The sequence below is a fragment of the Leucobacter alluvii genome (assembly GCF_039530485.1).
Taxonomy (GTDB): Bacteria; Actinomycetota; Actinomycetes; order Actinomycetales; family Microbacteriaceae; genus Leucobacter; species Leucobacter alluvii.
Window position 1 is genome coordinate 12,737 of record NZ_BAAAOP010000009.1, and the last position, 24,750, is coordinate 37,486.

A 24,750-nucleotide genomic window follows, 5' to 3' on the forward strand; every position below is an offset into this window, starting at 1 on the left:
CTGAGTGAAACGGTGGACCGGGGATGCTCGAGCAGAGCCTCATCGAGGATGGGATGCGCCGCGGTTTCGCCATCGCACGGCGCGGGCCCTCCGACACCCCGAATCCCCAGGTCGGCTGCGTACTGCTCGACCGGGCGGGCCGCATCGTCGCCGAGGGCTGGCACTGCGGCGCCGGCACTCCGCACGCGGAGGTCGACGCGATCTCCCGGCTCCCCGGCGAGTGGCGCGATCGAGCGGGAGAACTCACCGCGGTCGTCACCCTCGAGCCCTGCAACCACACCGGTCGCACCGGCCCGTGCGCCGCAGCGCTGATCGCCGCTGGTGTCGGGGCCGTCGCGTACGCGCTCTCCGATCCGGGTCAGGAGTCGTCCGGCGGAGCTGACACGCTGCGCGCGGCAGGCGTCGAGGTGCACGGCGACGTGCTCGCTTCAGAGGCTCGCGAGTTGCTCCGCACGTGGCTCGCGAAGCAGGATCCCGCGGCCGCACCGCATGCGGCGGCTCGACGTCCCCCCGCCGACGCCTCCGCGCGCCCGCAGGTCATCGTCAAGTGGGCGCAGACCCTCGACGGCCGCGCAGCCGCGAGCGACGGGTCGAGCCAGTGGATCACGGGAGCCGAGGCTCGCGCAGACGTGCATCACCGACGCGCGGCAGCCGACGCGATCCTCATCGGCACCGGCACGCTCCTCGCCGACGATCCGGCGCTCACCGCCCGTGCCGCCTCGGGCGACCTGCTCGTACCCGCGGTCGAGCAGCCGATTCCGGTCGTGCTCGGGCGACGTGCCATTCCGGACGGCGCACGTGTTCGCGCCCACCCAGCGCTGGCAGCCAACGGCCTGACCGAGCCGCTGCACTACAGCGGCACCGATCTCGTCGCCGACCTCGCCTCGCTCGCCGCGCGGGGCGTGCGCAGCGTCTTCGTCGAGGGCGGACCCGCGGTGGCGAGCGCGCTCATCGCGGCGGGCCTCGCCGACGAGGTACTCGTGTACGTCGCTCCCGCGCTGCTCGGAGGCGGGCGGCTGGCGATCGGCGACCTCGGGATCCCGAGCATGTCGGGCATCCAGCGCCTCGCCGACGCTCGTCTGGAGCCCCTCGGCGGCGACGTACTCGTGACCGCCGCGCTCCCCGCACTCCGCTCCGCGCCCCTCATCCCCCGAGCTCCCGGCTCCGCCACGGAAGGATCCTGATGTTCACTGGACTCATCGAAGAAATCGGCGAGGTCGTCTCGGTCGAACCCGTCGACGATTCACTGCGACTCGTCATCGCCGGGCCGCTCGTCACGAGCGACGCCGCCCACGGCGCATCCATCGCAGTGTCGGGCGTATGCCTCACCGTGATCGATCGCGGCACCACGGAGGACGGCCGCGGCACCTTCACCGCCGATGTCATGGCCCAGTCGATCGCGATGTCGACCATCGGCGACCTCGCTGCCGGCGCCCGCGTCAATCTGGAGCGCGCGGTGCGCGTCGACACACGCCTCGGCGGCCACATCGTCCAGGGGCACGTCGACGGTACCGCCACCCTCATCTCCGCGACGCCCCACGAGGCCTGGCGGGTGCTCCGGTTCTCGCTCGACCGAGCGCTCGCTCCCCTGCTCGTCGACAAGGGATCGGTCACGCTCTCCGGGGTATCCCTCACCGTCTCGGCGATCGCCCCCGAATCGGAGCCGGAGCAGTGGTTCGAGGTCTCCCTCATCCCCGAGACGCTCACCGCGACGATCCTCGGGGACCTCGAACCCGGCGACCGCGTCAACGTCGAAACCGACATCCTCGCCCGTCACGTCGCCCGCATGCTGCGCCTCGGCGTCACCGATGCATCAGCCCATCCGAACACCGAAGGAACCCGCGCATGAGCACCACCGACCCCGCGGCCACCCCGCGCACCGCAGCCCCCCGCACCCCCGGGATCTCGACGATCCAATCGGCCATCGAGGCGATCCGCGCCGGCCGGCCGGTGATCGTCGCCGACAACGAGGATCGCGAGAACGAAGGCGACATCATCATCTCGGCCGAGCTCGCGAGCTCCGAGTGGATCGCGTGGACGGTGCGCTGGTCGTCCGGTCTGCTCTGCGCCCCCATGACCAACGCGATCGCCGACGAGCTCGACCTGCCCATGATGGTCTCACGCAACGAGGACGTGCGGGGCACCGCGTACACGGTCACCGTCGACGCGGCCAACGGCGTCACCACCGGCATCAGCGCGAGCGACCGCGCCACCACGCTCCGCGCGCTCGCGAACCCCGAGGCGAAGCCGACCGACGTGCGCCGCCCGGGCCACGTGCTGCCGTTGCGAGCGGTCGACGGCGGGGTGCGCGCCCGCGACGGGCACACCGAAGCCGGCGTCGAGCTCATGCAGCTGGCGGGCCTGCGGCCGGTCGCGGCCATCGCCGAGATCGTCGCGGACGACGGCGAGATGATGCGCCTGCCGGAGCTCATCACCCTCGGCAACCGCGAGGGCGTGCCGGTCATCACGATCGAGCAGCTCATCGCGTACCTCAACGCCCACGATCCCGAGGGCGCTCCCGCGGTGCAGCAGCAACGCCGCGGCGTGAGCCTGCGCGCCGACACGCTGCTGCCGACCGAGCACGGCGAGTTCCGCGCGATGGCCTACCGCGACCGGCGAGCCGGCATCGACCACATCGCGCTCGTCGCGCCGCTGCCCGACGGCTCACTGCCCTCGGGCGAGACCCTCGTGCGCGTGCACTCCGAGTGCATCACCGGCGAGGCGTTCGGCTCCCTGAAGTGCGAGTGCGGCCCGCAGCTCGACGCCTCGCTCGACCGCGTGCACGAGACCGGCGGCGTGGTCGTCTACCTGCGGGGGCAGGAGGGTCGCGGCATCGGCCTGGCCAACAAGCTGCGCGCCTACCAGCTGCAGGAGCAGGGCGTCGACACGCTCGACGCCAACCTGCAGCTCGGGTTCCCCGCTGACGCCCGCGACTACACGGCTGCGGCGGAGATCCTCGCAGACCTCGGCATCGACCGGGTACGCCTCCTCACGAACAATCCCGAGAAGGTCTCCCAGCTCGAAGCGCACGGCATCGCCGTGACCGAGCGCGTGCCGCTGCTCGTCGGCGTCACGGAGGAGAACCTCGCGTACCTCGCGGTCAAGCGCGACCGCATGGGCCATCAGCTGCCCGAGAACGTGCGGGACGCCCAGTAGGCGGCGATCCAGCGCTCGATCACCAACCCCACCCACACCCCCGATTCGAAGGAGCACATCATGAGCGGAGCCGGAGCCCCGGATCTCACCGTCGACGCCACCGGCCTGCGGGTCGCCATCATCGCCGGCAGCTGGCACGCCGAGATCATGGAGCACCTCGTCGCTGGCGCCCAGCATTCGATCTCGGCAGCCGGAGCGGAGCACGAGACCTTCACCGTGGCGGGCGGGTTCGAGCTGCCGCTCGCGGCCCAGGTCGCCCTGGCGCCCCGTGAGGCGGGGGGCGGCGGGTTCGACGCTGCCGTGTGCCTGGGCATCGTCATTCGCGGCGGCACCCCGCACTTCGAGTACATCAGCTCCGCGGTCACGGACGGCTTGACGCGCGTGCAGCTCGACGCGGGAAAGCCGATCGGGTTCGGCGTGCTGACCACCGACACGGAGCAGCAGGCGCTCGACCGTTCCGGCCGCCCGGGCGCTCCAGAGTCGAAGGGTCGCGAGGCCGCCGAGGCCGCACTGCACCTCGCGGTCGCCCTCCGCCGCATCTCGGCGTAGCCGCGTCACGTCCCTCTTCCCCTACCCACTTTCTGCGAGCCGGGTCACTTTCGGAGGGTGTTGCGGCCGGGCACGGGTCCAACACGCTCCGAAAGTGACCCCGCTCGCGAGAGGCGGTCCGCAAGGCAAGGGCGCGTCGCTCGGCGCTGCCGATCAGCGCGACGGCGTAGGCTGGGCGGGTGACCCGGCCAGCAGCATCAGCAGAACATTCCGCCGCAGACGACACCGCATCGGCCGGCAGCGCGACGACCACCGCCGCACCCCGCGGGCCGCGGGCCTCGTTGCGGGAGCTGCTCCCCTATCTCTTCGAGCAGCGCCGACTGCTCGTCGTCGCCCTGGTGCTCGGCCTCGTCGCCGCGGTCGCCTCGCTCGTGCAGCCGCCCCTGCTCGGGCAGATCATCACCCGCGTCCAAGAGGGCCTGCCCCTGGCCGGCCTGCTCGACCTGCTCTCCGTGATCGTCGTGGTCGGTGCCGTGCTCAGCGGTCTGCAGCACTACGTACTGCAGCGCATGGGCGAGGGCGTGGTGCTCACGAGCCGGAAGCGCCTGATCGCCAAGATCCTCCATCTGCCGATCGCGCAGTTCGATCGCCGCCGCACCGGCGATCTCGTCTCACGCGTCGGCAGTGACACGACGCTGCTGCGCGCGGTGCTGACCCAGGGCCTCGTCGAGGCGGCCAGTGGCATCCTCATCTTCGTCGGCGCCCTCGTCGGCATGCTCGTGATCGACCCGGCGCTGTTCGGGATCACCTTCAGCGTGATCGTCGTCGCGCTCGTGGTGGTCGTCGCGGTCTCCTCCCGGATCCGCCCGGCGGTCGCTCGCGCGCAGGAGAAGGTCGGCGACCTCGCCGCGCAGGTCGACCGGTCCATCTCGTCGATCCGCACCATCAGGGCGGCGGGGGCCGCCGAACGCGAGCAGGCCGCGACGGAGCGCGACGCGACCGAGGCGTATCTGCTCGGCATCAAGGTCGCTCGCATCTCGGCCTTCATCGTGCCCGTGTCGTTCCTCGCGCTGCAGCTCTCGTTCCTGATCGTGCTCGGGCTCGGCGGGTTCCGGGTCGCCACGGGAGCGATCACCATCGCCCAGCTCGTCACGTTCATCATCTTCCTGTTCTTGATGGTGACGCCGCTCGCCCAAGCGTTCGGGGCGATCTCGGCCGTCAACCAGGCACTCGGAGCGCTCGGCCGCATCCAGGAGATCGCGAGCCTGGAGACCGAGGCGGAGCATGACGTCACCCGTTCCCCGCTCGGCCGCCTCGTGCCGCTCGCCGAGGTCCGCGACGACGACGCGCCCGCGATCGAGCTCGCCGATGTGCGCTTCACCTACCGTTCGGCCGCACCTGAGCGCGCCGACGCGCGCGAGCTCGTGCGCGGAGGCCGAGGTGCGCGCCGCGACGCTGAGGCCGCTCCCGCTGCACTCATCGAGACCGAGGTGCTGCGGGGGGTGAGCTTCACGGTGCCCCGCGGATCGCGGGTCGCTCTCGTCGGCCCCTCCGGTGCCGGCAAATCGACGATCCTCGGGTTGATCGAGCGCTTCTACGACCCCGAAGCGGGAACCGTCGCACTGCACGGCGCCGATGTGCGTACGCTCGATCGGGGCGAGCTGCGCCGCCAGATGGGGTACGTCGAACAGGATGCGCCCGTGCTCGCGGGAACGCTGCGCGAGAACCTGCTGCTGGCTGCCCCCGAGGCGAGCGACGCTGCTTGTGAGCGCGTGCTGCGCGCCGTCAACCTGGGCGGCCTGCTCGAGCGCGGAGGCGCGTGGAAGACGGGGGATGCGAGTGCTGCGCTCGCCACTGCGCTCGACATGCCCGTCGGCGAGAACGGCGTGATGCTCTCGGGCGGTGAGAAGCAGCGACTCGCGATCGCGCGCGCCCTGCTCACGGCTCCGCCGATCCTGCTGCTCGACGAGTCGACCGCCAGCCTCGACGGCGTGAACGAGCGCCTCATGCGGGAGGCGCTCGACGCGGTCTCGACGGGGCGCACCCTCGTCGTGATCGCGCATCGACTGTCGACGGTCGTCGACTCGGACAAGATCGTGGTGCTCGACGAGGGACGCGTCATCGGCGAGGGCACGCACGAACAGCTCATCGCGAGCACCCCGCTGTATCGCGAGCTCGCGCAGCATCAGCTGCTCGTGCCCGAAGATCGCTGAACGACGCCTGCAGCTGCGGCGTCAGGGACCGCCGCGATCAACGTCTTGACGCGCGCTCCCGAACAGCCAGTCGACATTCGGCGTCAGTATCCAGCGGAAGGCGCGTTCGACGGGCGCGAGCGCGAGCACCGCCGCGAGCGAAAGGGCTCCGGCGATCAGGATCACGACGCCGGACGCGCCGAGGCCGCCGATCGTATCGATCACCCCGGTCTGGCGCAGCGCCCAGACGATGGGCCCGTGCAGGAGGTAGACGGAGAGGGTGCGCGCGCCCCAGTCGGTGATGACGAGCCGGCGACGCGGGGTCACCCCGAGGACCGCGAACGTCATCGCTGCCGCGATCACGAACAGCGCCGCGGTGACGGCGACTCCCCCCAGTGAGGTTTCGAGCCAGTGGTGCGGCGCCCAATCACCGATCGGCGCTTCGGAGAAGCGCGCGCCGTAGCCGTCGCGCCAGGTCAGCCAATCATCGACGCGCCACCACGACCGCAGGCCGGGCACTGCGATGAGGATCGCGGCGACGAGCGCCAGGATGCCCCACGACACGGTGCGCACCCACCGGTGGGGCAGCGCGAACCACTGGCCGTTCAGCCATCCCCGGTTTCTCGCGAGCCAGCCGAGGACGAAGAACGGGAGGAACGTGAGCGTGCGGGCCGCAGAGAATTCGGTGCCGATCACCGGGATCACACCGCCGAAGAGCGCGATCGCGACCGACACGACCAGCGGGCGACGCAGCTGGGCGAGGTACGGCAGCATGATCCGCATCGTGACGATGCTGACGAGGTACCAGAGCGTCCACGACGGCGAGATCAGGAACGATTCGGCTGGTGTCTCTTCGACGACGGCGAATCCGATCACCGCCCAGATCCCTTCCCAGAGCACCCAGACCACGATGAGCTGCACCGTCGCGCGGATCGTCTTCGACGAGGCGTTCGCGCGAGAGAAGTAGCCGCTCAGGAGGATCAACGCCGGCATGTGGAACAGGTAGAGGTAGGTGTAGACGCCGTAGGCGAGGGCCGTTTCGTGACGAACGGTGGAGATCGTATGGCCGACGACGACGAGCGCGATGAGCGCGAAGCGGGCGTTGTCCCAGAAGGCAACGCGGGGCGCCCCCGCCTGTCGGGCCGCCGATGCCGTCGTCGGAGAACTCATTTCTGTAGCCTAGCGACGCCCCCCGGCGTATCCTGACCGCATGTGCGCTTCTTACGGCCTCGGCGGCTCGCTCCCACTCGATCTCGAGCCGCTCAGCGAACCGGGCAGTGCAGCGCTCATCGATGCGTGGCTGGAGCAGCGGTCGGGCAACGCGAAGATCACGGGCAAGAACGCGCGCAACCTGAATCCGGTGATCACCGCCGATGCGTCGGGCGAGCGCCACGTGCAGCTCGCCTGGTGGTGGCTCTGGCTCGATGCGAGCGGCCCGGTGAAGTTCTCGGCGTTCAACTCTCGCGACGATCGGCTGCTGCGTTCGTGGAAGCGCCCGTTTCAGCACCGTGCGATACTGCCGGCGACCTGGTACGTCGAGAAACAGGGGCGCTTCCGTCTTCCGAGTGACGAGGCGTTCGGGATCGCCGCACTGACGTCGACGGTCACGCTCGAAGACGGCTCGGAGCTCATCAGCTATTCGATGGTGACGCGGGACGCCGTGGGTGAGGCCGCGGAGGTCTGGCCGCGCATGCCGCTCGTGCTGCCCCGCGAAATGCACGACGAGTGGCTGGATCCTGAGCGCCCGGGAGATGCGGCACTCGTCTCAGAGGTGCAGCACGCTTCGGACGGGATCTCGCGCGAGCTGACGAGGCGATGACGCGCCGGCGACCCACGCAGAAGGCCCCCGCCGGAGCGAGGGCCTTGTGGAGCCGACTTCGGGATTTGAACCCGAGACCTGTTCTTTACGAGGGAACTGCTCTACCCCTGAGCTAAGTCGGCGGAGTGCGAGAACGCTCTCGCACACGAGAGATCACTTTAGCACGTTCTGGCACCCGGTTCGCACACGTCGTTCACGAGCACTGCGGGTCGGAGCTCGGCACCGCCCCGGTGAGGAGGTACTCGTCGATCACGCCGTTGATGCAGGCGCTCTCGCCGTAGGCGGTGTGCCCCTCGCCGTTGTAGGTCACGAGCACGCCGCTCTCGAGCTGCTCCGCGAGCGACTCGGCCCAGCGATACGGCGTTGCGGGGTCCCCGGTGGTTCCGACGACGAGAATCGGATCGGCGCCGGCGCCCGTGACGGGCCCGCGCTCGGCCGCCGGCTGCTCGGGCCACGCAGCGCAGGCGAGGTCGCCGTAGCCTTGGAACCGTCCGATCGTCGGCGCGATCTCGGCGAGCTCGGCGGCGTCGGCGCGCATCTGATCGCGGTCGACGTCTCCGGCCGGGTAGTCGAGGCAGTTGATCGCAGTGAAGGCCTCGGTGGAGTTGCTCCGATACGTCCCGTTCTCCCGGTCGTAGTAGAAGTCTGCGAGCGTGAGCCCGATGTCTGGATCCCCCTGCGCCACCGACGAGAAGAGCTCGTCGAGGTAGCCCCAGTTGCTCTGCGCGTAGAGCGGAGTGATGATCGCGGTGAGCATCGTCGATGCCGTGAAGGAGCGGCCGTCAGACCCGGTCAGGGGTTTCGCGTCCACCTGGTCGAGCAGTGCGCTGATCTGCGCCATGCCCACGTCGACGGGTCCGCTCAAGGGGCAGTCCTGCCGCGAGATGCAATCGGCGACGTAGGTGCGCAGCGCCGTCTCGAAGCCGCGTGTCTGCTCGCGCACGACATCGGAGAGGCTGGCCGCGGGGTCGATCGCACCGTCGAGCACCAGGCGGCCCACTCGCTCGGGATAGGCGTCCGCGTAGCGCGCACCGATGTAGGTGCCGTAGGAGTACCCCAGGTAGTTGAGCTTCGGATCGCCGACGATCGCGCGCAGCATGTCGAGATCTTGCACGGTCTCCGCCGTGCTCACGTGCGCCAGCAGGTCTCCGGTCTCTTGGAGGCAGGCATCCCCGAAGGCCTGCTCGTGCGCGAGCGCCGCCTCCATCCATGCGTCGCTGCCGACGTCGAGGTCGGCCTCGGCTGGGTCGACGCCGAAGAGGTACTCGTCCATTCCGGCGTCGTCGAGACAGGTCACCGGCGACGAGGCCCCCACCCCTCGCGGGTCCCACGCCACGACGTCGTAGGCCTCTTGCACGTCGGGCTGCACGGCGCCGTCGGCGCCGCCCGAGAGGTAGTCGACGCCCGAGGCGCCGGGGCCGCCGGGGTTCACGAAGAGCGTGCCGGCGGCTTCACCCCCGAGCGCCTCCTGTTTCACGAGCCGGAGCACAATGGTCTCCCCCGACGGCTGATTCCAATCGAGCGGGGCGTGCACGACGGCGCATTCGAGGCCGTCCTCGCACCCGACCCATTCGGGTTGCTGCGCGCCGAAGCCGGCCACGGTGCCGTCGGGGAGGGCGGGGAGCTCGGGCTCCGGTGCCGTCGCCTGCTGCAGGAGTGCGGCGATCGGTGCGCAGCCGGTGACGGTGAGGGCCGCGACGGTGGCGAGTGCGGCGAATCCGAGGACGCGACGGGCGCGGGTCGAGCGCGAGTCGCGCTCACGATCATTCGCGAAGCGACGCAACGGGCGGTTCATCGAAGCGCTCCGTTCTCCGACGCCCCGAGCACGAGCATGTCGGCGGTGCTCTGGGTGGCGAAGAGGGCTTCGAGCACCAACCCGGGCGTGATGCCGCGCCCGAGGCGCTCCCGAGCGACCTCCACTGCGGCGACGACGGCGAGCGCGCGCTCCGCGCCCCATCGGTCGGCGAGTTCGGCGATCGCCGGCTCGCGTTCGAGGTTGATCAGCTCCGGTGATGCGCGCAGTGCGGTGAGCAGCACGTCTCTGAAGAGCGAGAGCAGATCGGTGAGGATCCGATCGATGCCGTCGCGCAGGCTTCGCGTCGCGCGGCGCTTCTGGTCCTCTTCGAGCGCGCGGATCTGGCTGCGCATCTGCGGGGGGATCGCCGCCCCTGCGGGGAGGCCGAGGCTGCGCAACGCGTCTTCGCGCTCGCGCTGGTCCAGGGTCTCGGTGAGCGCGGCAGCGTCGGCCTCTGCGATCTTCACGAGCGTCGCCGCGGCGCGCATGCCGTCCCCCAGCGTCTGAACGCTGAGGGCGACGTCGATCGTGCGCTCTCGGCGCGCCAGCGCGTCCGCGTCGCTCGCGAGTCGTCGGGCCATGCCGATGTGGCTCTGCGCGAGCCGCGCCGCCCGTTCCGCGACTCGGGCATCGATGCCATCGCGCTCGTGCAGCAGTCGCGCGATGTCGGCGGCGCCAGGCGTCACGAGGCGCAGCGATCGGGCGCGGGAGCGAATCGTGGGGAGCAGGTCGGCTTCGCTCGGCGCGCAGAGAATCCAAACGGTGCGCTCGGGCGGCTCCTCGAGTGCCTTCAGCAGCACATTGGATGTGCGCTCCGGCATCCGGTCCGCGTCTTCGATCACGATGACCCGGTATCGGCCTGCAGCCGGGGAGTAGTGGGCCGTCGTGACGATATCGCGTGCGGCCTTGATGTCGATGAGGAGCTTCTGCGTCGTGAGGACGCCGAGATCGGGGTGCGTGCGGGCGCGCACCTGGGCGAAGACCGCGTCGCGATCCTGCCCGCGCGCGATCAGTGCCGCGGCGAAGCGGAACGCGAGATTCGAGCGACCGGAACCCGGGGGACCCGTGATGAGCCACGCGTGCGACGGCGTCGTATCGAGGGCTGCGGCGGCGTCGAGGGTGCGCACCGCCTCCGGTTGACCCACGATCTCCGCCCAGTACTCCACCCCGGAATCGTATCGCGCCCCGCCGACACCGCGATGGGTGACCTCCCCTCGGCGGTGCGAATCGCTCGACCCGTCCCGCACTCGCACCGCCCGCGTCCCGGCCGAGGGTGAAACCGCGGGTGAATAGTGCGTCGGGCCCTCCCGAAGACCGCACCCCGGGCATATGCTCTTCAGTGGTTGAAGATTCGTTCCCCCGAGTTCAGACCACGCTCCCGAGCCGTGTTTCCCCATATGGCACGGGAGACACGCCCCCGAACCTGTCCCCCAGGATTTCGGGGGCTTTTTCGTGCCCGCTCAGCGGAGATCGACGTACTCGGCGGCTCCCGCTTCCACTGCAGCCGCTCCCGCGCTGAGTTCCGCGGCGAGCGATGCCAGCACGGCGACCTCCTCCTCGGCGACGGAGATTCGCTGCAGCACCCGATCCGTGTACTCCGCTGCTCCCACCGCCCATCCCCGGCGACGCGCCTCGGCCTCGATCTGCGGCGCGATGTCGTACGCGCAGCTCACGGTGACGGATCGCCGCATCGCCCGTCGTTGCCGGCGCGCCCGCTGCGTCGCGATCGCGACACTCGACCGGTAGGCGCGCGTCAGCCCTCCGGCGCCGAGCAGCACGCCGCCGAAGTACCGCGTGACCACGGCTACCACGTCGCTGAGCCCGGCCGATACCAGGGCGTCGAGCATCGGGGCTCCAGCTGTGCCGCTCGGCTCGCCGTCGTCGTTCGAGCGCTGCACCCGCCCGTCCGGCCCGAGCACGAACGCGGAGCAGTGGTGCCGTGCGCGCGGGTGCTCTGCGCGCACGCGGGCGATCACCGCGCGCGCCGCGTGCTCGTCCTCCACGCGCTCGAGCCGCACGAGAAATCGTGAGCGGGAGATCTCCTGCTCGGCGTCCACCGGGGCCGCGATCGTCTCGTATTCCATCGCCCTCGCTCCGACCAGGGGCCTCGCTCCCGCCCCGACTACCATCGAGTCTATGGGCGGTGAAAGCGTACGGGTAGACACGTGGGTCTGGGGCGTGCGCCTCGCGAAGACTCGGAGCCAGGCCACGACTGCGTGCCGCGCCGGCCACGTCCGGGTGAACGGCGCGACAGCGAAGGCGTCGCAGGCGGTGCGGCTCGGAGACGAGGTGCGCGTGCGTCAGCACGGTTTCGACAAGGTCTACCGCGTCACCGGCCTCCCGGTGCGCCGCGGAAGCGCTGATGAGGCGGCGAAGCACTTCGAAGACCTCACGCCGCCTCCGCTCCCCCGAGTGGAGCGGCCGGCTGAGATCGTGCGCGATCGCGGCGCCGGCCGGCCGACGAAGCGCGAACGGCGCGACATCGACCGGCTGCGGGGCCGCGACGGCGAGGGCTAGCCCGCCACCACCGCTTCCGCCTCACGTCGTCGTCGCACGATCAGCAGCGCTCCCGCCCCGGTGAGCAGCAGGATCATAAGCGTGCGGGTTCCGAGCGTTACACTCGCTGGGTGCCGGCTCCCGTTGTTCTCGCGTCATCCGAGTGGTGCGCACGTGCGGAATCCCATGCGAGCCGGGCCCGCGCACTCACCGCCGCACACCTCGACCGACGGCTCCGGCACGAGCGCCACCCGGTCGAGGATTTCCTCTGGACCTACTACTCCGTGAAGCCGTCCGAGCTCGCGAAGTGGCATCCCGGCGCCGGGGTGCGGCTCGCTGAGGCGCACGATCGCGCCACGTGGAAGCACTACCGCGCGGTCGGCACGGATCCGATCAGTGCTGGCAACGCCGACCGTCGCGTCAGCGCTGCCGAGGTTGATGCGGGTGCGTTCTTCGCGCGCCGCGGCGGCACGGTCGATTACGTGGAGCGCCTGCTGAGCGAGACGCTCTCCCGGCCGCCGCGCTTCGGATGCTTCGGCTTGCACGAGTGGGCGATGGTCTACCGCATGCCGCCCGAGCAACTGCGGCACACCTCGCTCCCCCTCCGCATCGGGCACGCGGCGACCGACCACGTCGTCGAGACGCACCCGATCGGGTGCTCCCATTTCGACGCGTACCGCTTCTTCACCCCCGATGCGGCGCCGCTCAACACGATGCGCCCGACGCGCGAGACGCAGCCGGAGACCGAGCAGTCAGGCTGCCTGCACGCCGGCATGGACGTGTACAAGTGGACGGCGAAGCTCGGGCCCATCGTCCCCGGCGAGGTTCTGCTCGACGCCTTCGTGCTGGCCCGCGATATTCGCGAAGTCGACATGCGAGCCTCCCCCTACGATGTGAGCGCGTACGCGGGCATCGACGGACGGCCGCTCGCCGCGGTGGCGATCGAAACCGCAGCGGGGAAGCGCGAGTACGCGCACCTCCAGCGCGGCTTCGCCGAACGCGGCGATGCGCTGCGTCGACGTGTGCTCGACGCGATCGCGGCGGCTCGCGCCGCTGTCGCGCCCGATGCGCAGCGTTAGAAGAGTGTGGGCGCGGGCACGCCGGGGGTCGCCTCCGCCGCCGCGTTCTGCGCGAGCGTGCGCGTGCGCGAAGTGCCCGTGCGCTCGAGGCCGTATCTCGAGATGAGCGGCCTGATGCGTGCGGCGAGTTCCACGCGGTACGCCTGCGGCGCCCGGCTCGATGCGCCCGGGTACAACGATCGGTAGAGCGGCAGAAGCTCGCGGTGCTCCCGTTCGAGCCATTCGAGAAACCACGGCTTCACGTGCGACCTCAAGTGCAGTGCTCCGTAGACGACGGATCGCGCCCCGGCATCGCGAATGTCTCTGATCAAGCGCTCGAGCTGGTCGGGCCCATCCGTCAGACCGGGGAGCACGGGCATGATGAAGACGTCAGCCGCGAGGCCCGCGTCCCGGGCGGCCGCGATCGTGTCGAGCCGCGCGCGAGTGGTCGGAGTGCCCGGTTCGATCGACTGCTGCAGTTCGTGGTCGCCGACGGCGATCGACATCGCCAGCTCGACGGGCACCCGTTCACTGGCGTCGACCAGCATCGGCAGGTCCCGCCGAAGCAACGTGCCCTTCGTCAGGATCGACATGGGCGTGCCACTCGCGGCGAGCGCTGAGATGATGCCGGGCATGAGACGGTACCGCCCCTCGGCCCGCTGGTACGGGTCGGTGTTGGTGCCGAGCGCGACGCACTCGCGCCCCCATCCGGGCCTCGCCAGCTCGCGGCCCAGCACCTCGGCCACGTTCACCTTCACGACGATCTGCGCGTCGAAGTCTTTGCCGGTGTCGAAATCGAGATACCGATGCGAGCCGCGGGCGAAGCAGTACACGCACGCGTGCGAGCACCCCCGGTACGGGTTGATGGTCCAGGAGAACGGCATCGACGATTCGCCCGGCACACGATTCAGCGCGCTCTTCGCGAGCACTTCATGGAACGCCATGCCAGCGTATTCCGGTGATCGCACGGTGCGGAGGTGCCCGGGGACTGCGGCCACCTGAGACATCGACAGACCGGCCAGCGCCCCGTCCTCGGATGCCGCAACCGCTTGCCCACTCCACCTCATGCGAGTATTCGAACATATGTTCGAATGGATTGCAAGTGAATCGCCAGCCGACGGCTATCCGTGCGACTCGCCCGCCACGCCGCGGCGCCACTGCGTCGGCGAGCAGCCGTAGCTGCGCGTGAACGCCCGGATGAACGTCGCGGAGTCGGAGTACCCCGATTCTCCGGCGATCGCGCGCACCGTCATGCCGCTGCGAACCCGCTCATCGAGCAGCTCCGTCGCACGACTCAAGCGAACGCGCCGCAGGTACGCCGCCGGCGAGTCCTCCGCTTCGGCGAAGAGCGCGTGCACCTGACGCACCGAGAGGAAGTGATGCGCCGCCAGGCGGTCGACGGTGACACCGGGATCACCGCAGTGCTCTCGCAGCCAGCGCTGCAGCACCGCGAGGCGCGCCCGGCGATCCTCATCGGGCGCCCCCTCCTGCGCGAGGGCTCGCATCACGACAGCGAGCGTGTCGCTCACGGCCCGCGCGATACCCGCCCCCGAGTGGGCGTCGAGCGAGAGCTGCCGCGATTGCAGGCTGAACAGCAGCGCGCGCAGCGCCGCCTGGCCCGGTACCGAAGACTCCATCAACCGCGCGACCGAACTGCCGATCGCGCGGTCGGAAAGCCCCAGCGACTCCCGGGTCAGCTGCAGCACGATGAGATCCTGCCCCTGCGTCGGCACCGACATGCGATACGGCTCCCCGGCATCGACGAACGCCAGCGCACCGGCGCCGAGCCGCGCGCCGCGGCCGCGCTGCGTCAGCGTCCAGGATCCGCGCAGCTGCATCATCACGAGCAGGTGATCGGTGGCGTCGGCGTCGACGAGGGCGCGCGGACGCTCGGCCTCGTGCGCGTCGAACGCCACGCGACTCACCCACATCGACGGAGAGATGCGGCGCTGGGCGATCCTGGCCGAGAAACTGGACCCATCCGCACGGCAGCGGAGCGGGACGAACATGCGACTGGCCAGGCGCTGCCACGCTTCGATCCCGTGCACGCTCATCGGCTCCATTGGCATCCCCCGGCGCTTCGACACTGCCTTGCTGCAATCCGCCATCACGCACCCGATCAGCGCCGCTCACTCGCGCAGATACTGCCAATGCTCCTGCAGAGGCGGCACATGCCGACGGGCACTCGGTGCCATACCGTGGTGTTACCGGTGATGCGACACGGTACGCAGCGGCGCAACGCAGCGCCTCGTCAGAATGGAGTCTCCATGTCAGGCAACAGGATCGTCGTCTACAAGGGCCCGGGCGAAGTGGCGGTCGAGAACTTCGACTACCCGACGCTGGAGCTGCCGCAAGAAGTCGCTGAGGGGCTCGGGATCAAGCGATCCGCCCCGCACGCCGTGATTCTCAAGCTCGTCACGACCAACATCTGCGGGAGCGATCAGCACATGGTGCGCGGCCGCACCACGGCGCCCGTCGGCCAGACGCTCGGGCACGAGATCACGGGCGAGGTCGTCGAGGTCGGCGACGACGTGCTCTTCCACAGCGTCGGCGACATCTGCTCAGTGCCGTTCAACATCGCCTGCGGCCGCTGTCGCATGTGCAACGAGGGCCAGACCGGGATCTGCCTGAACGTGAACCCCGCGCGTGCGGGCGCAGCCTACGGGTACGTCGACATGGGCGGCTGGCTCGGCGGTCAGGCCGAGTACGTCATGATCCCTTACGCCGACTTCAATCTTCTGAAGTTCCCCGACCGCGATGAGGCTCTGGAGAAGATCCTCGACCTCACGATGCTCTCCGACATCTTCCCGACCGGGTACCACGGCGCGGTCTCGGCTGGCGTCACCACCGGATCGACCGTCTACGTGGCGGGTGCCGGGCCGGTCGGCCTCGCAGCGGCGTACTCCGCGCAACTGCTCGGCGCCGCGACGGTCATCGTCGGCGACATGAACGCCGACCGCCTGCGGCAGGCCGAGAGCTTCGGCTGCGCCGCGGCAGACCTCTCGAAGGGCGACGCACTCGCCGACATCATCGCCGACATCGTGGGCGAGCCCGAGGTGGACGCCGCCGTCGACGCCGTCGGGTTCGAGGCGCGAGGGCACGGTCATGATGCGGCAGAGGCTCCGGCGACTGTGCTCAACGACGTCATGAGCGTCGCCAGAGCCGGCGCATCGCTCGGCATTCCGGGGCTCTACGTCACGGGCGACCCCGGAGCCGTCGACGAGGCGGCGAAGCACGGGCAGATCGGCGTGCGCCTCGGCCTCGGCTGGGCGAAGTCGCACCGCCTCGTGACAGGTCAGTGCCCGGTGAAGAAGTACAACCGGCAGTTGATGAACTTGATCCTCGCCGACCGCGCGCACATCGCCCAGGCGGTCGGAGCGACGACCATCAGCCTCGACCAGGCGGCCGAGGGCTACGCCCAGTTCGACGCGGGCGCCGCGCAGAAGTTCGTGATCGATCCGACGGCATGGTGTCGTAGCCCCGAGCGGCGTCAGTGATGCGCGGTGCGCGTTCTCATCGACGTGCACCGCGCATCACTGCGTCGGGGCCGACTTACGCGTTGTGCTCGTCGGCGATCTGCGTGTGGTGCTGAATCACCTCGGCGACGACGAAGTTGAACCACTTCTCGGCGAACTCCGGGTCGAGGTGCGCGTCGACGGCGAGCCCTTTGAGTCGGTCGATCTGACGCGATTCCCGCGAGGGATCGGCGGCCGGCATGTCGTGCTCCGCCTTCAACTGCCCGACCTCCTGCGTGCAGCGGAATCGTTCGGCGAGCATGTGCACCAGCGCCGCATCGATGTTGTCGATGCTCGATCGCAGCCGTTCGAGGCGTTCGAGGGGGGTCGGATCGCTCACGCGGTCCTCCGCCTATCCGAGGAGGTCGTGCAGCACCACGACCTGCTCGCGCTCGGGGCCGACGCCGACGGCCGAGATGCGCGATCCGCTCATGCCCTCGAGTGCGATGATGTAGTCCTGGGCGTTCTTCGGCAGATCCTCGAAGCGACGGGCGCCCGAGATGTCCTCGTTCCAGCCCGGGAACTCCTCGTACACGGGCTTCGCGTGGTGGAAGTCGCTCTGGTTCACCGGCATCTCGTCGTGCCGCACGCCGTTGACGTCGTAGGCCACGCAGACCGGGATCGTCTTGAGGCCGGAGAGCACGTCGAGCTTCGTCAGCACGAAGTCGGTGACGCCGTTGATGCGTGCGGCATAGCGGGCCATGGGCGCGTCGTACCAGCCGCAGCGGCGCGGCCGCCCAGTGGTGGTGCCGAACTCGAACCCCTGCTTGCGCAGGTAGTCGCCGGACTCGTCGAACAGTTCGGTCGGGAAGGGTCCGGCGCCCACGCGCGTGGTGTACGCCTTGACGACGGAGATCACGCGGTCGAGCGCGTGCGGCGGCAGCCCCGAACCGGTGCTCGCGCCGCCGGCCGTCGCATTCGAGGAGGTGACGAACGGGTAGGTGCCGTGGTCGATGTCGAGCATGGTCGCCTGTCCGGCTTCGAACAGCACCGTCTTGTCGTCCTGCATCGCCTCGTGCAGCAGCAGCGCCGTGTCGCACACCATCGGCTCGAGCATCTCGCGATAGCTGAGCAGGTCTTCGACGACCTCGTCGGCGGAGATGGCGCGGCGGTTGTAGATCTTGACGAGCACCTGGTTCTTGAACTCGAGCGCGGCCTCGACCTTCTGCCGCAGAATGCCCTCGTCGAAGATGTCCTGGATGCGGATGCCGACGCGGTTGATCTTGTCGGCGTACGCGGGACCGATGCCGCGACCCGTCGTGCCGATCTGACGCTTTCCGAGGAAGCGCTCCGTCACCTTGTCGAGCGTGCGGTGGTACGCCGTGATGACGTGGGCGTTCGCGCTGACCTTGAGCCGCGAGACATCGACGCCGCGGCCGCCGAGCGCTTCGAGTTCACCGCGGAGCACTTCGAGGTCGACGACGACGCCGTTCGAGATCACCGGGGTCACGCCGGGGGTCAGAATCCCTGACGGGAGCAGGTGGAGCGCGTACTTCTCCGCCCCGACGACGACGGTGTGGCCGGCGTTGTTGCCGCCGTTGAACTTGACGACGTAGTCGACGCGGCTGCCGAGGAGGTCGGTGGCCCGACCCTTCCCCTCGTCGCCCCACTGGGCACCGGTGATGAGCACTGCGGGCATTTCAGCCCCTTCCTTCGGCAACGGCACGTACCGGCCCAGTCTAGCGAAGGGCCGCCGTCTCCCGGCGGAGCCCGCCGTCCGGCGACGAATCGCCGGGGCGGAACGGTCAGCGCTCCCGTTCGATCGCGGCGGTCGCCGCCGGGTCGGCGCCGTCGAGGAACTCCGTGAGCCGCTCGACCTCGCTCGTCTCGCCGATGCGCTCGGCCGCGCGTCGCAGCGCGTACAGTGCGCGCAATACTCCACGATTGGGCTCGTGAGACCACGGGACCGGGCCCGCCCCGCGCCATCCGGCCTTGCGCAGCGCGTCGAGCCCCCGGTGATAGCCGACGCGCGCGAAGGCGTACGCCTCGATCTCGCGCCCCTCGGCGTCGGCTGCGTCGGCGAGCAGCGCCCAGACGAGCGGCGACTCCGGGTGCTCGCGCACGACGGCGTCGAGGTCGCGCTCCGAGTCGAGCGCCTGCGACACCGCGGTGTCGGCAGCCAGGAGAGTGGGTTCTGGTTCGAGCAGATTCGCGCCGATCATCCTGTCAGTGTAGCGATGCGGCTCCGAGGAGACGCCGGTTCACGCCTGCAGCCGCATCGACATGAGGATGCGCTTGAGCGTCGCGTACTCTTCCGTCTGCATGAAGGCTTCGGCTTCCGCTCGACTCGCGAATGCGCGCCCGCTCGAGGTGCTGTCGACCTGCATCCAGTCGGCGGCGACAACGGAATTCGACGGCGTCGCCCCCCTGCCGCCGAGGAGCCGGTTGTAATACATGCAGCTGTCGCGCGGGGTGAAGTTCGCGAGCGACAGGCTGGCCACGGCGCCGTCTCCGAGGTTCGAGACCCGGTACACGAACCGCGCGTCCGTGGTCGGCGCGCCTGCCTCATCGGTGGGTTCGGGCACGAACCCCGCGATCTCGACCGGCTCCGCGTCGAGCTCCTCGATGTGCAGGGTGGCCATTTCCGGAGTGCATGCACCGCCCAGCCCGGTGACCCGGTTCGAGAAGTAGAGCTGTGCAGCACCGTCCGGGTCCACGATCTGCGCTTGGAAGAACCCCATCTCGTCATAGGCGGAGGGCAGGCGCACCAACGACCACCCGGAGGGCAGCTCGAAGCTCACGGGGACCGGCCGCGTCACCTGCGCGATCCCACGGCTCCGGGGTGGGCTCCGGCGGCGTGGTGGGCTCCGGAGTCGGCGCCGGTTCCGATGTCTCGGTCGGAGTGGCGGAGGGATCGGACGTGGACGGAGTGCTCGTCGCTCCGGGCGCAGTCGAGGGCCCGGTCGCGCACCCGGTCAGCAGGATCGCACTGCACAGCACCGCGGCAGCGCAGGTGAGGATCGTTCGCATGCGCTCACCGTAGCGCCGACCGTTCCGTTGACGCGAGTGGTCAGCGGTAATTCACGAACTGCAGAGCGACGTCGATGTCAGCGCCCTTGAGCAGCGCCATCGTCGCCTGCAGGTCATCGCGGCTCTTGGAGGAGACGCGCAACTCGTCGCCCTGGATCTGGGACTTCACGCCCTTCGGGCCCTCGTCGCGGATCAGCTTGTTGAGCTTCTTCGCGGTGGCCTGATCGATGCCTTCCTTCAGCTGCGCGTCGATGCGGTACTCCTTGCCGCTGGCGTAGGGCTCACCGGTGTCGAGCGCCTTCAACGAGAGCCCGCGCTTGATGAACTTCGAGTGCAGCACGTCGAGCACGGCGTTCGCGCGCTCTTCCGTGTTCGCCTTGATCTGCACCTTCTCACCGGAGAGCGAGACGTCGGCGCCGACGCCCTTGAAGTCGTAGCGCTGCTCGACCTCCTTGCGCGCCTGGTTCACCGCGTTCTCGACCTCCATCGAGTCGATCTTGCTCACCACGTCAAACGAAGAATCAGCCATGCCCCCAGCGTACCCGAGGGGCAGCGCCGCCACCCCCTCCGGATCCGGGTCGCACGAGGAGCTACAAAAAGTGATGACACGTATTCGCTGAACGAATGATTTGCTAAGCTGTCTGGGTTCCGCACGCCGCACCGCACTCGAAAGGACTCCTCACCGTGTCTGCAACTCAGGCCGCCCCGCATCGGGCTCGCCGCCTCCCCCGCTGGATGACGTCGTTCGGGTGGCAGATCCTCGCCGCCCTCGTCATCGGCCTCGTGCTCGGCGGCGTCGCCATGTCGCTCGGCCCCGACGCCGAGGACAACCCCAACGGCCTGCACGCCACGCTGGCGACCATCGGCGACAGTTACGTCTCGCTGCTGCGCGCGGCAGTGATCCCGCTCGTCTTCACGGCGATCGTCTCGAGCATCGTCGGGTTGCGCAAGGTGACGAATGCGGCTCGCCTCGCGGGCCAGACTCTGCTCTGGTTCGCCATCACCGCGCTGATCGCGGTGACCATCGGCATCGTGCTCGGCGTCACGCTGCAACCCGGCTCGACCGCATCGCAGACCGCGCTGACCCCCGAAGAGCCCGGTTCGGTCGGCACCTGGTGGAACTTCCTCACCGGCCTCGTCCCCGCCAACTTCCTCGGGCTCGGCGTTTCCGGCAGCGTCGATGCCGGCAGCGGCGCGCTCTCTGCGAGCCCGAGCTTCAATGTGCTGCAGGTCATCGTGATCTCGGCCGCCGTGGGCATCGCAGCGCTCAAGATCGGCGAGAAGGCCGAACCGTTCATCGTGCTCACGGAATCAGCGCTCGCGATCATCCAGAAGATCCTGTGGTGGATCATCCGCCTCGCCCCGATCGGCACGATCGGCCTCATCGGCAACGCCGTCGCCGAGTACGGGTGGAACCAGATGGGCACGCTCACGTGGTTCGTCGCGGTGCTGTACCTCGGACTCGCGCTGGTGCTCTTCGTGGTCTACCCGATTCTCGTGAAGTCGCACGGCCTCTCCGTGAAGCAGTACTTCTCAGGAGTGTGGCCGGCCGTGCAGCTCGGCTTCGTGAGCCGCTCGTCCATCGGCACACTGCCGCTCACCCAGCGCGTCACCGAGCGCAACCTCGGCGTGCCGCGCGGCTACGCCTCCTTCGCCGTGCCGCTCGGAGCGACGACCAAGATGGACGGGTGCGCCGCGATCTACCCGGCAGTCGCGGCGATCTTCATCGCGCAGTTCTTCGGCATCGACCTCACGATCGTGCAGTACCTGCTGATCGTCATCGTCTCGGTGGTCGGCTCCGCGGCGACCGCGGGCACGACGGGCGCGACCGTGATGCTGACGCTCACGCTGTCGACGCTCGGGCTTCCGCTCGAGGGCGTCGGGCTGCTTCTCGCAGTCGACCCCATCATCGACATGGGTCGCACGGCCGTGAACGTCGCCGGTCAGGCGCTCGTTCCCGCGATCGTCGCGAAGCGCGAGGGAATCATCGACCTCGATCTGTACAACGCGCCCCGTCAGGGGCTCGCATTCGACAACACCGACGTCGAGGAGCACCGCGCGTCGGAGGAGGCGTCGCGAGACGAGCGCGAAGCGACGCTGCGCCGGGGCTGACACTCGGCCCTCCCGAATCATGCGCTGAGCATCGGAGACGGGCGCCGGTCGGGTTCCGATTCGAACCCGACCGGCGCCCGCTCGGCGTCGTACGGCAGGAGATGCGCGGCCGCTATCGCACCGCTGCGCGCCGCATCGCGAACCAGGTGACGACGAGCGCCAGCACGATCGTGACGATCGCCCCCAGAGCGATGTCTGCCCGGGTGATGCCCATCACGATCTCCGGCAGTTGCGGTGCGAACACCAGGAGGAGAATCGCGAGCACGAGCCCGATGGCCGATCCCACGATCGCCGGGCCCTTCGCCCCGAATCGCACCCAGATCGCACCGAAGAAGCCGCCGATCGTGAGGCAGAAGAGCACTCCGAGGAAGCCGGTGACGGCGAGCACCCACGGGTCGCCGGCGCCGAGCAGATACACGTCGAGCACGTACACCGACATGAACCAGTGGTCCGTGGCGAGTTCGATGCCGAGCAGCAGCACCAGCAGGAGCGCGATGTACGCGGCCTGCAGCACGTTCGATAGCATCGTGCCGAGGATGAAGTTGCGGCGCGTGGTTCCGAGGGTCAGCGCGAAGGGATAGGTCGTCGCCACGGCCTGCACGCCGTAGTAGACGAGGAATCCGGGCAGCGACCAGACGACGCCGCCGTTCTGCCGCGCTCCGTCGACGTACTCGGCACCGCCGGCGCCTCCCGTCGCGCGCTGGATGGCGAGCGCGATGACGATCGAGATCACCATGACCAGTGCGAGGATGACGATCGGAACTGTGACGAAGCTCCCGATCTTGTTCATGTGCAGGCGAGTCACATTGATGATGCGGTTCATGCTGCGCTCCGTTCCATATGCGTGTCCGCCCCGTCGTCCGCGACGGTGTCGCCGAGGCCGTAGGCGGCGACGAGATCTTGCAGTGATACGGGGGCGAGTTCGAGCCCGCCGGCCTCGGCTCGATGCTGCGCCGTCATCGGCGTGTTGACGACCGCTGTCGCGAGGCCGCCGACGCGTCGGCGCGACAGCACCGGCAGTCCTGAGAGGAAGCCGTCGACCTCGCTCGCCTTGCCCGCGACCTGGAAGGCGCTCCCGCGCATCGCATCGACGTCTTCGTGCCGCACGATGCGCCCCTGGTCGATCACGATCACGCGCTCGAGCAGCCGGTCCATCTCATCGATGAGATGGGTGGAGAGCACGACCGTGCGAGGGCGCTCCGCGTAATCGCGCAGCAGCTCGTCGTAGAAGATCGCCCGCGCCGTCGCGTCGAGACCCAGGTAGGGCTCGTCGAAGAAGGTGATGGGCGCCCGGGAGGCGAGTCCGAGCACGATGCCGAGCGCCGACATCTGTCCGCGCGAGTACTTCTTGATGATCGGCTTGGACGGGATGCGGAACGCGTCGATGAGGCGATCCGCGACCTCCTGATTCCAGTTCGGGAACGAGAATCGTGCTGCTCGGGTAGCGAGTTTCAGGGTGTAGTCGTCGGGGTATCGCTGGTTATCGCGCACGAAGCACATCTGCTCGATGGTCTCGGCGCGCTCGAAGGGATCGTGGCCACCGACCTTGACCGAGCCAGAGCTCGGCCGATCCTGCGCCGTGATCAGCGACATGAGGGTGGTCTTGCCCGCGCCGTTGCGGCCGAGCAGCCCGGTGATGGTGTTCGCGTGCACCTGCACGGTGACGTCGTCGAGCGCGGTGGCGCCGCGATAGCGCCGCGTGAGCCCGTGCGTCTCAATAGCGATCTGGGTCATTGTTCCGCTTCCTGTTCGATGAGCCGGATGACATCGGAGTGGGTGAGGCCGAGGGCGGCGGCTTCATGGAGCAGCGGCCGCACGAATCGCTCGGTGAGGCCGTGCTGACGCTCCTGAGCGATACGCGCCCTCGCGCCTGCGGCGACGAACATGCCGATGCCGCGTTTCTTGTAGAGGATCCCCTGATCGACGAGCAGGCTGAGCCCTTTGCCCGCCGTCGCGGGGTTTATGCGCATGTGCGCGGCGAGCTCGTTCGTCGAGGGAACCTGCTCGTCCTCGTCGTACGTGCCGCGCAGGATGTCGTCTGCGAGGCGGTCGGCGAGCTGGAGGAAGATCGGACGGTTGTCATCGAACACTCCTCACCTCGTTTCAGTCGGGGTCGCTGACTCGGACGGATTCGCCTCGCAGCTTCCTTGGTTAGTTACTTCACTAATGAACCTACATACCGCCGCCGAGTCTGTCAACGAGCACTTGCGGAGCATTCATCTGATGAACTACCGTTGGGGTGCTCCGGCCGCGTCATGCCGCCGACTCCCGCGAACCGAAGGATCCGCCATGCCCTCCAGCAACATCGTCGTCGCCCACGCGGAGACCGGTCTCGTCACGGCCGAGGTGCTGCGCGCCGATCGCATATCCCCCGGCTTCGTGCGCCTCACCGTCGGCGGCGACGACTTCTCACGCTGGCGTCACCTCGGCTTCGATCAGTGGTTCAGACTCGCCATGCCCGTTGCCGGCGAAGCGACCCGATTCGATCGCATGTCCGATCGATTCGATACTCGCGGGTACCTGAAGTACCTGGCCCTGCCGAAGGCGACGCGGCCCGAGATCCGCAACTACACCGTGCGGGCGTTCCGACCCGAGACGAACGAGATGGACATCGACTTCGTCGCGCACGAATCGGACGATCCGGCGCACGCGGGCGTCGCCGCGCCCTGGGCCACGTCGCTCCCCATCGGCGACCGGGTGGCGCTGATCGATCAGGGATGCGGATACCGCGCGGTCGAGGACGCCGATCGCGTCGTGCTGGCGGGCGACGAGAGCGCGCTCCCCGCGGTGCTCGGCATCCTGCGCGACATCGGACCGGAGAGCACGGGCCACGCGATCATCGAGGTGCCCAACGCTGCGGATTGCCAACCGGTCGAGGCCCCGAGCGGCGTCGACGTGCAGTGGATCGTTCGCGAGCCGGGCGCTCACCCCGGATCCGCGGCCCTCGATGCGCTTCGCGCGCTCCCGGCATCAGCCACGGCCGGCCCCGTCTCGGCGTTCGTCGCAGGCGAGCAGCAGCTCGCAACCGGCGGCCGCCGTCATCTCGTCAACGAGTGCGGCGTCGCCAAGCAGGCGGTCGATTTCTGCGGATACTGGCGGCAGCGTTAGAGCTCTGGAACGGACCGATCCCGGCCCGAATGACAACGGT

General features: G+C 69.3%; 26 protein-coding genes and 1 tRNA gene. 12 read left to right on the forward strand and 15 right to left on the reverse strand.

Annotated elements, in window-relative coordinates; all coding sequences use genetic code 11:
- Nucleotides 1-23: 23 nt before the first annotated feature.
- The 5 genes from ribD to ABFX18_RS10560 all read left to right on the forward strand — a co-directional run bounded on the left by ribD (nucleotide 24) and on the right by ABFX18_RS10560 (nucleotide 5,858).
- Nucleotides 24-1,184, forward strand: a complete 1,161-nt coding sequence (gene ribD, locus ABFX18_RS10540; protein ID WP_346058295.1) for a bifunctional diaminohydroxyphosphoribosylaminopyrimidine deaminase/5-amino-6-(5-phosphoribosylamino)uracil reductase RibD — start codon at nucleotides 24-26, stop codon at nucleotides 1,182-1,184.
- Nucleotides 1,184-1,849, forward strand: a complete 666-nt coding sequence (locus ABFX18_RS10545) for a riboflavin synthase (protein ID WP_090152861.1) — start codon at nucleotides 1,184-1,186, stop codon at nucleotides 1,847-1,849. Before ribD ends, ABFX18_RS10545 begins: the two co-directional genes overlap by 1 nt.
- Complete coding sequence (ribA, locus tag ABFX18_RS10550) at nucleotides 1,846-3,156, forward strand: GTP cyclohydrolase II (protein ID WP_346058296.1); 1,311 nt, start codon at nucleotides 1,846-1,848, stop codon at nucleotides 3,154-3,156. The genes ABFX18_RS10545 and ribA overlap by 4 nt, the downstream gene beginning before the upstream one ends.
- Before the next feature lie 60 nt (nucleotides 3,157-3,216).
- The gene (ribH, locus tag ABFX18_RS10555; protein WP_090152869.1) at nucleotides 3,217-3,705 is read left to right on the forward strand and encodes a 6,7-dimethyl-8-ribityllumazine synthase; all 489 of its coding nucleotides are present in this window, start codon (nucleotides 3,217-3,219) and stop codon (nucleotides 3,703-3,705) included.
- 281 nt (nucleotides 3,706-3,986) lie between these two features.
- The gene (locus ABFX18_RS10560; RefSeq protein WP_428833664.1) at nucleotides 3,987-5,858 is read left to right on the forward strand and encodes an ABC transporter ATP-binding protein; all 1,872 of its coding nucleotides are present in this window, start codon (nucleotides 3,987-3,989) and stop codon (nucleotides 5,856-5,858) included.
- A 21-nt stretch (nucleotides 5,859-5,879) separates the two neighbouring features.
- On the opposite strand, the gene ABFX18_RS10565 is transcribed toward ABFX18_RS10560, so the two are convergent.
- Nucleotides 5,880-7,007 (reverse strand): acyltransferase family protein, encoded by a 1,128-nt coding sequence (locus ABFX18_RS10565; protein WP_346058298.1) that lies wholly within the window; start codon nucleotides 7,005-7,007, stop codon nucleotides 5,880-5,882.
- A 40-nt stretch (nucleotides 7,008-7,047) separates the two neighbouring features.
- Between ABFX18_RS10565 and ABFX18_RS10570 the strand changes: the two genes are divergently transcribed.
- Nucleotides 7,048-7,656 carry an SOS response-associated peptidase family protein gene (locus ABFX18_RS10570; RefSeq protein ID WP_336662945.1) on the forward strand — a complete coding sequence of 203 codons (609 nt, stop codon included), beginning with the start codon at nucleotides 7,048-7,050 and terminating at the stop codon, nucleotides 7,654-7,656.
- A gap of 47 nt (nucleotides 7,657-7,703) precedes the next feature.
- Here the strand turns inward: ABFX18_RS10570 and ABFX18_RS10575 are convergent.
- The 4 genes from ABFX18_RS10575 to ABFX18_RS10590 all read right to left on the reverse strand — a co-directional run bounded on the left by ABFX18_RS10575 (nucleotide 7,704) and on the right by ABFX18_RS10590 (nucleotide 11,535).
- A tRNA-Thr gene (locus ABFX18_RS10575) sits at nucleotides 7,704-7,778 on the reverse strand.
- Between the two features lie 71 nt (nucleotides 7,779-7,849).
- Complete coding sequence (locus ABFX18_RS10580) at nucleotides 7,850-9,451, reverse strand: alpha/beta hydrolase (RefSeq protein WP_346058299.1); 1,602 nt, start codon at nucleotides 9,449-9,451, stop codon at nucleotides 7,850-7,852.
- On the reverse strand, nucleotides 9,448-10,617 hold the full coding sequence (locus tag ABFX18_RS10585) for a DNA polymerase III subunit delta' (protein ID WP_090153052.1): 1,170 nt from the start codon (nucleotides 10,615-10,617) through the stop codon (nucleotides 9,448-9,450). Before ABFX18_RS10585 ends, ABFX18_RS10580 begins: the two co-directional genes overlap by 4 nt.
- 294 nt (nucleotides 10,618-10,911) lie before the next feature.
- Complete coding sequence (locus tag ABFX18_RS10590) at nucleotides 10,912-11,535, reverse strand: YigZ family protein (protein ID WP_346058300.1); 624 nt, start codon at nucleotides 11,533-11,535, stop codon at nucleotides 10,912-10,914.
- 52 nt (nucleotides 11,536-11,587) lie between these two features.
- Here ABFX18_RS10590 and ABFX18_RS10595 point away from each other — a divergent pair, with 52 nt between their 5' ends.
- Together ABFX18_RS10595 and ABFX18_RS10600 are read left to right on the forward strand one after the other, a co-directional pair.
- Nucleotides 11,588-11,968: an RNA-binding S4 domain-containing protein gene (locus ABFX18_RS10595; protein WP_090152888.1), complete on the forward strand. Its 381-nt coding sequence runs from the start codon at nucleotides 11,588-11,590 to the stop codon at nucleotides 11,966-11,968.
- 110 nt (nucleotides 11,969-12,078) lie between these two features.
- Entirely contained in the window at nucleotides 12,079-13,026 is a 948-nt protein-coding gene (locus ABFX18_RS10600; RefSeq protein ID WP_346058301.1) for a 3-methyladenine DNA glycosylase, read from the forward strand.
- Here ABFX18_RS10600 and ABFX18_RS10605 read toward each other — a convergent pair.
- Both ABFX18_RS10605 and ABFX18_RS10610 read right to left on the reverse strand, forming a co-directional pair.
- Complete coding sequence (locus tag ABFX18_RS10605; RefSeq protein WP_346058302.1) at nucleotides 13,023-14,072, reverse strand: Rv2578c family radical SAM protein; 1,050 nt, start codon at nucleotides 14,070-14,072, stop codon at nucleotides 13,023-13,025. The genes ABFX18_RS10600 and ABFX18_RS10605 overlap by 4 nt on opposite strands.
- Nucleotides 14,073-14,126: 54 nt before the next feature.
- Nucleotides 14,127-15,059, reverse strand: coding sequence for a helix-turn-helix domain-containing protein (locus tag ABFX18_RS10610; RefSeq protein ID WP_176698422.1), 933 nt, complete (start codon nucleotides 15,057-15,059; stop codon nucleotides 14,127-14,129).
- A 213-nt stretch (nucleotides 15,060-15,272) separates the two neighbouring features.
- Here ABFX18_RS10610 and fdhA point away from each other — a divergent pair, with 213 nt between their 5' ends.
- Entirely contained in the window at nucleotides 15,273-16,502 is a 1,230-nt protein-coding gene (gene fdhA, locus ABFX18_RS10615; RefSeq protein ID WP_346058303.1) for a formaldehyde dehydrogenase, glutathione-independent, read from the forward strand.
- Nucleotides 16,503-16,557: 55 nt separating this feature from the next.
- On the opposite strand, the gene ABFX18_RS10620 is transcribed toward fdhA, so the two are convergent.
- The 4 genes from ABFX18_RS10620 to ABFX18_RS10635 all read right to left on the reverse strand — a co-directional run bounded on the left by ABFX18_RS10620 (nucleotide 16,558) and on the right by ABFX18_RS10635 (nucleotide 19,279).
- A complete protein-coding gene (locus ABFX18_RS10620; RefSeq protein WP_346058304.1) occupies nucleotides 16,558-16,860 on the reverse strand; it encodes a chorismate mutase in 303 nt (100 codons plus the stop codon).
- A gap of 12 nt (nucleotides 16,861-16,872) precedes the next feature.
- Nucleotides 16,873-18,159, reverse strand: a complete 1,287-nt coding sequence (locus tag ABFX18_RS10625) for an adenylosuccinate synthase (protein ID WP_090152914.1) — start codon at nucleotides 18,157-18,159, stop codon at nucleotides 16,873-16,875.
- A 106-nt stretch (nucleotides 18,160-18,265) separates the two neighbouring features.
- The gene (locus ABFX18_RS10630; protein ID WP_346058305.1) at nucleotides 18,266-18,682 is read right to left on the reverse strand and encodes a DUF3151 domain-containing protein; all 417 of its coding nucleotides are present in this window, start codon (nucleotides 18,680-18,682) and stop codon (nucleotides 18,266-18,268) included.
- A gap of 39 nt (nucleotides 18,683-18,721) precedes the next feature.
- Nucleotides 18,722-19,279 (reverse strand): hypothetical protein, encoded by a 558-nt coding sequence (locus ABFX18_RS10635; protein WP_346058306.1) that lies wholly within the window; start codon nucleotides 19,277-19,279, stop codon nucleotides 18,722-18,724.
- Nucleotides 19,280-19,317: 38 nt separating this feature from the next.
- Here ABFX18_RS10635 and ABFX18_RS10640 point away from each other — a divergent pair, with 38 nt between their 5' ends.
- On the forward strand, nucleotides 19,318-19,503 hold the full coding sequence (locus ABFX18_RS10640; RefSeq protein WP_346058307.1) for a hypothetical protein: 186 nt from the start codon (nucleotides 19,318-19,320) through the stop codon (nucleotides 19,501-19,503).
- Nucleotides 19,504-19,530: 27 nt separating this feature from the next.
- On the opposite strand, the gene ABFX18_RS10645 is transcribed toward ABFX18_RS10640, so the two are convergent.
- On the reverse strand, nucleotides 19,531-20,019 hold the full coding sequence (locus ABFX18_RS10645; protein WP_090153057.1) for a YajQ family cyclic di-GMP-binding protein: 489 nt from the start codon (nucleotides 20,017-20,019) through the stop codon (nucleotides 19,531-19,533).
- A gap of 206 nt (nucleotides 20,020-20,225) precedes the next feature.
- Here ABFX18_RS10645 and ABFX18_RS10650 point away from each other — a divergent pair, with 206 nt between their 5' ends.
- Nucleotides 20,226-21,602, forward strand: a complete 1,377-nt coding sequence (locus tag ABFX18_RS10650) for a dicarboxylate/amino acid:cation symporter (RefSeq protein WP_090152930.1) — start codon at nucleotides 20,226-20,228, stop codon at nucleotides 21,600-21,602.
- A gap of 112 nt (nucleotides 21,603-21,714) precedes the next feature.
- Here the strand turns inward: ABFX18_RS10650 and ABFX18_RS10655 are convergent, their stop codons facing one another.
- Genes ABFX18_RS10655 through ABFX18_RS10665 form a run of 3 tightly spaced genes read right to left on the reverse strand, consistent with a single transcriptional unit; the run spans nucleotide 21,715 to nucleotide 23,692 of the window.
- A complete protein-coding gene (locus ABFX18_RS10655; protein WP_336662952.1) occupies nucleotides 21,715-22,425 on the reverse strand; it encodes a hypothetical protein in 711 nt (236 codons plus the stop codon).
- On the reverse strand, nucleotides 22,422-23,336 hold the full coding sequence (locus ABFX18_RS10660; RefSeq protein ID WP_090152937.1) for an ABC transporter ATP-binding protein: 915 nt from the start codon (nucleotides 23,334-23,336) through the stop codon (nucleotides 22,422-22,424). The genes ABFX18_RS10655 and ABFX18_RS10660 overlap by 4 nt, the downstream gene beginning before the upstream one ends.
- A complete protein-coding gene (locus tag ABFX18_RS10665; RefSeq protein WP_090152940.1) occupies nucleotides 23,333-23,692 on the reverse strand; it encodes a GntR family transcriptional regulator in 360 nt (119 codons plus the stop codon). The genes ABFX18_RS10660 and ABFX18_RS10665 overlap by 4 nt, the downstream gene beginning before the upstream one ends.
- A gap of 199 nt (nucleotides 23,693-23,891) precedes the next feature.
- Between ABFX18_RS10665 and ABFX18_RS10670 the strand changes: the two genes are divergently transcribed.
- On the forward strand, nucleotides 23,892-24,710 hold the full coding sequence (locus ABFX18_RS10670; protein ID WP_346058308.1) for a siderophore-interacting protein: 819 nt from the start codon (nucleotides 23,892-23,894) through the stop codon (nucleotides 24,708-24,710).
- Nucleotides 24,711-24,750: the final 40 nt, after the last annotated feature.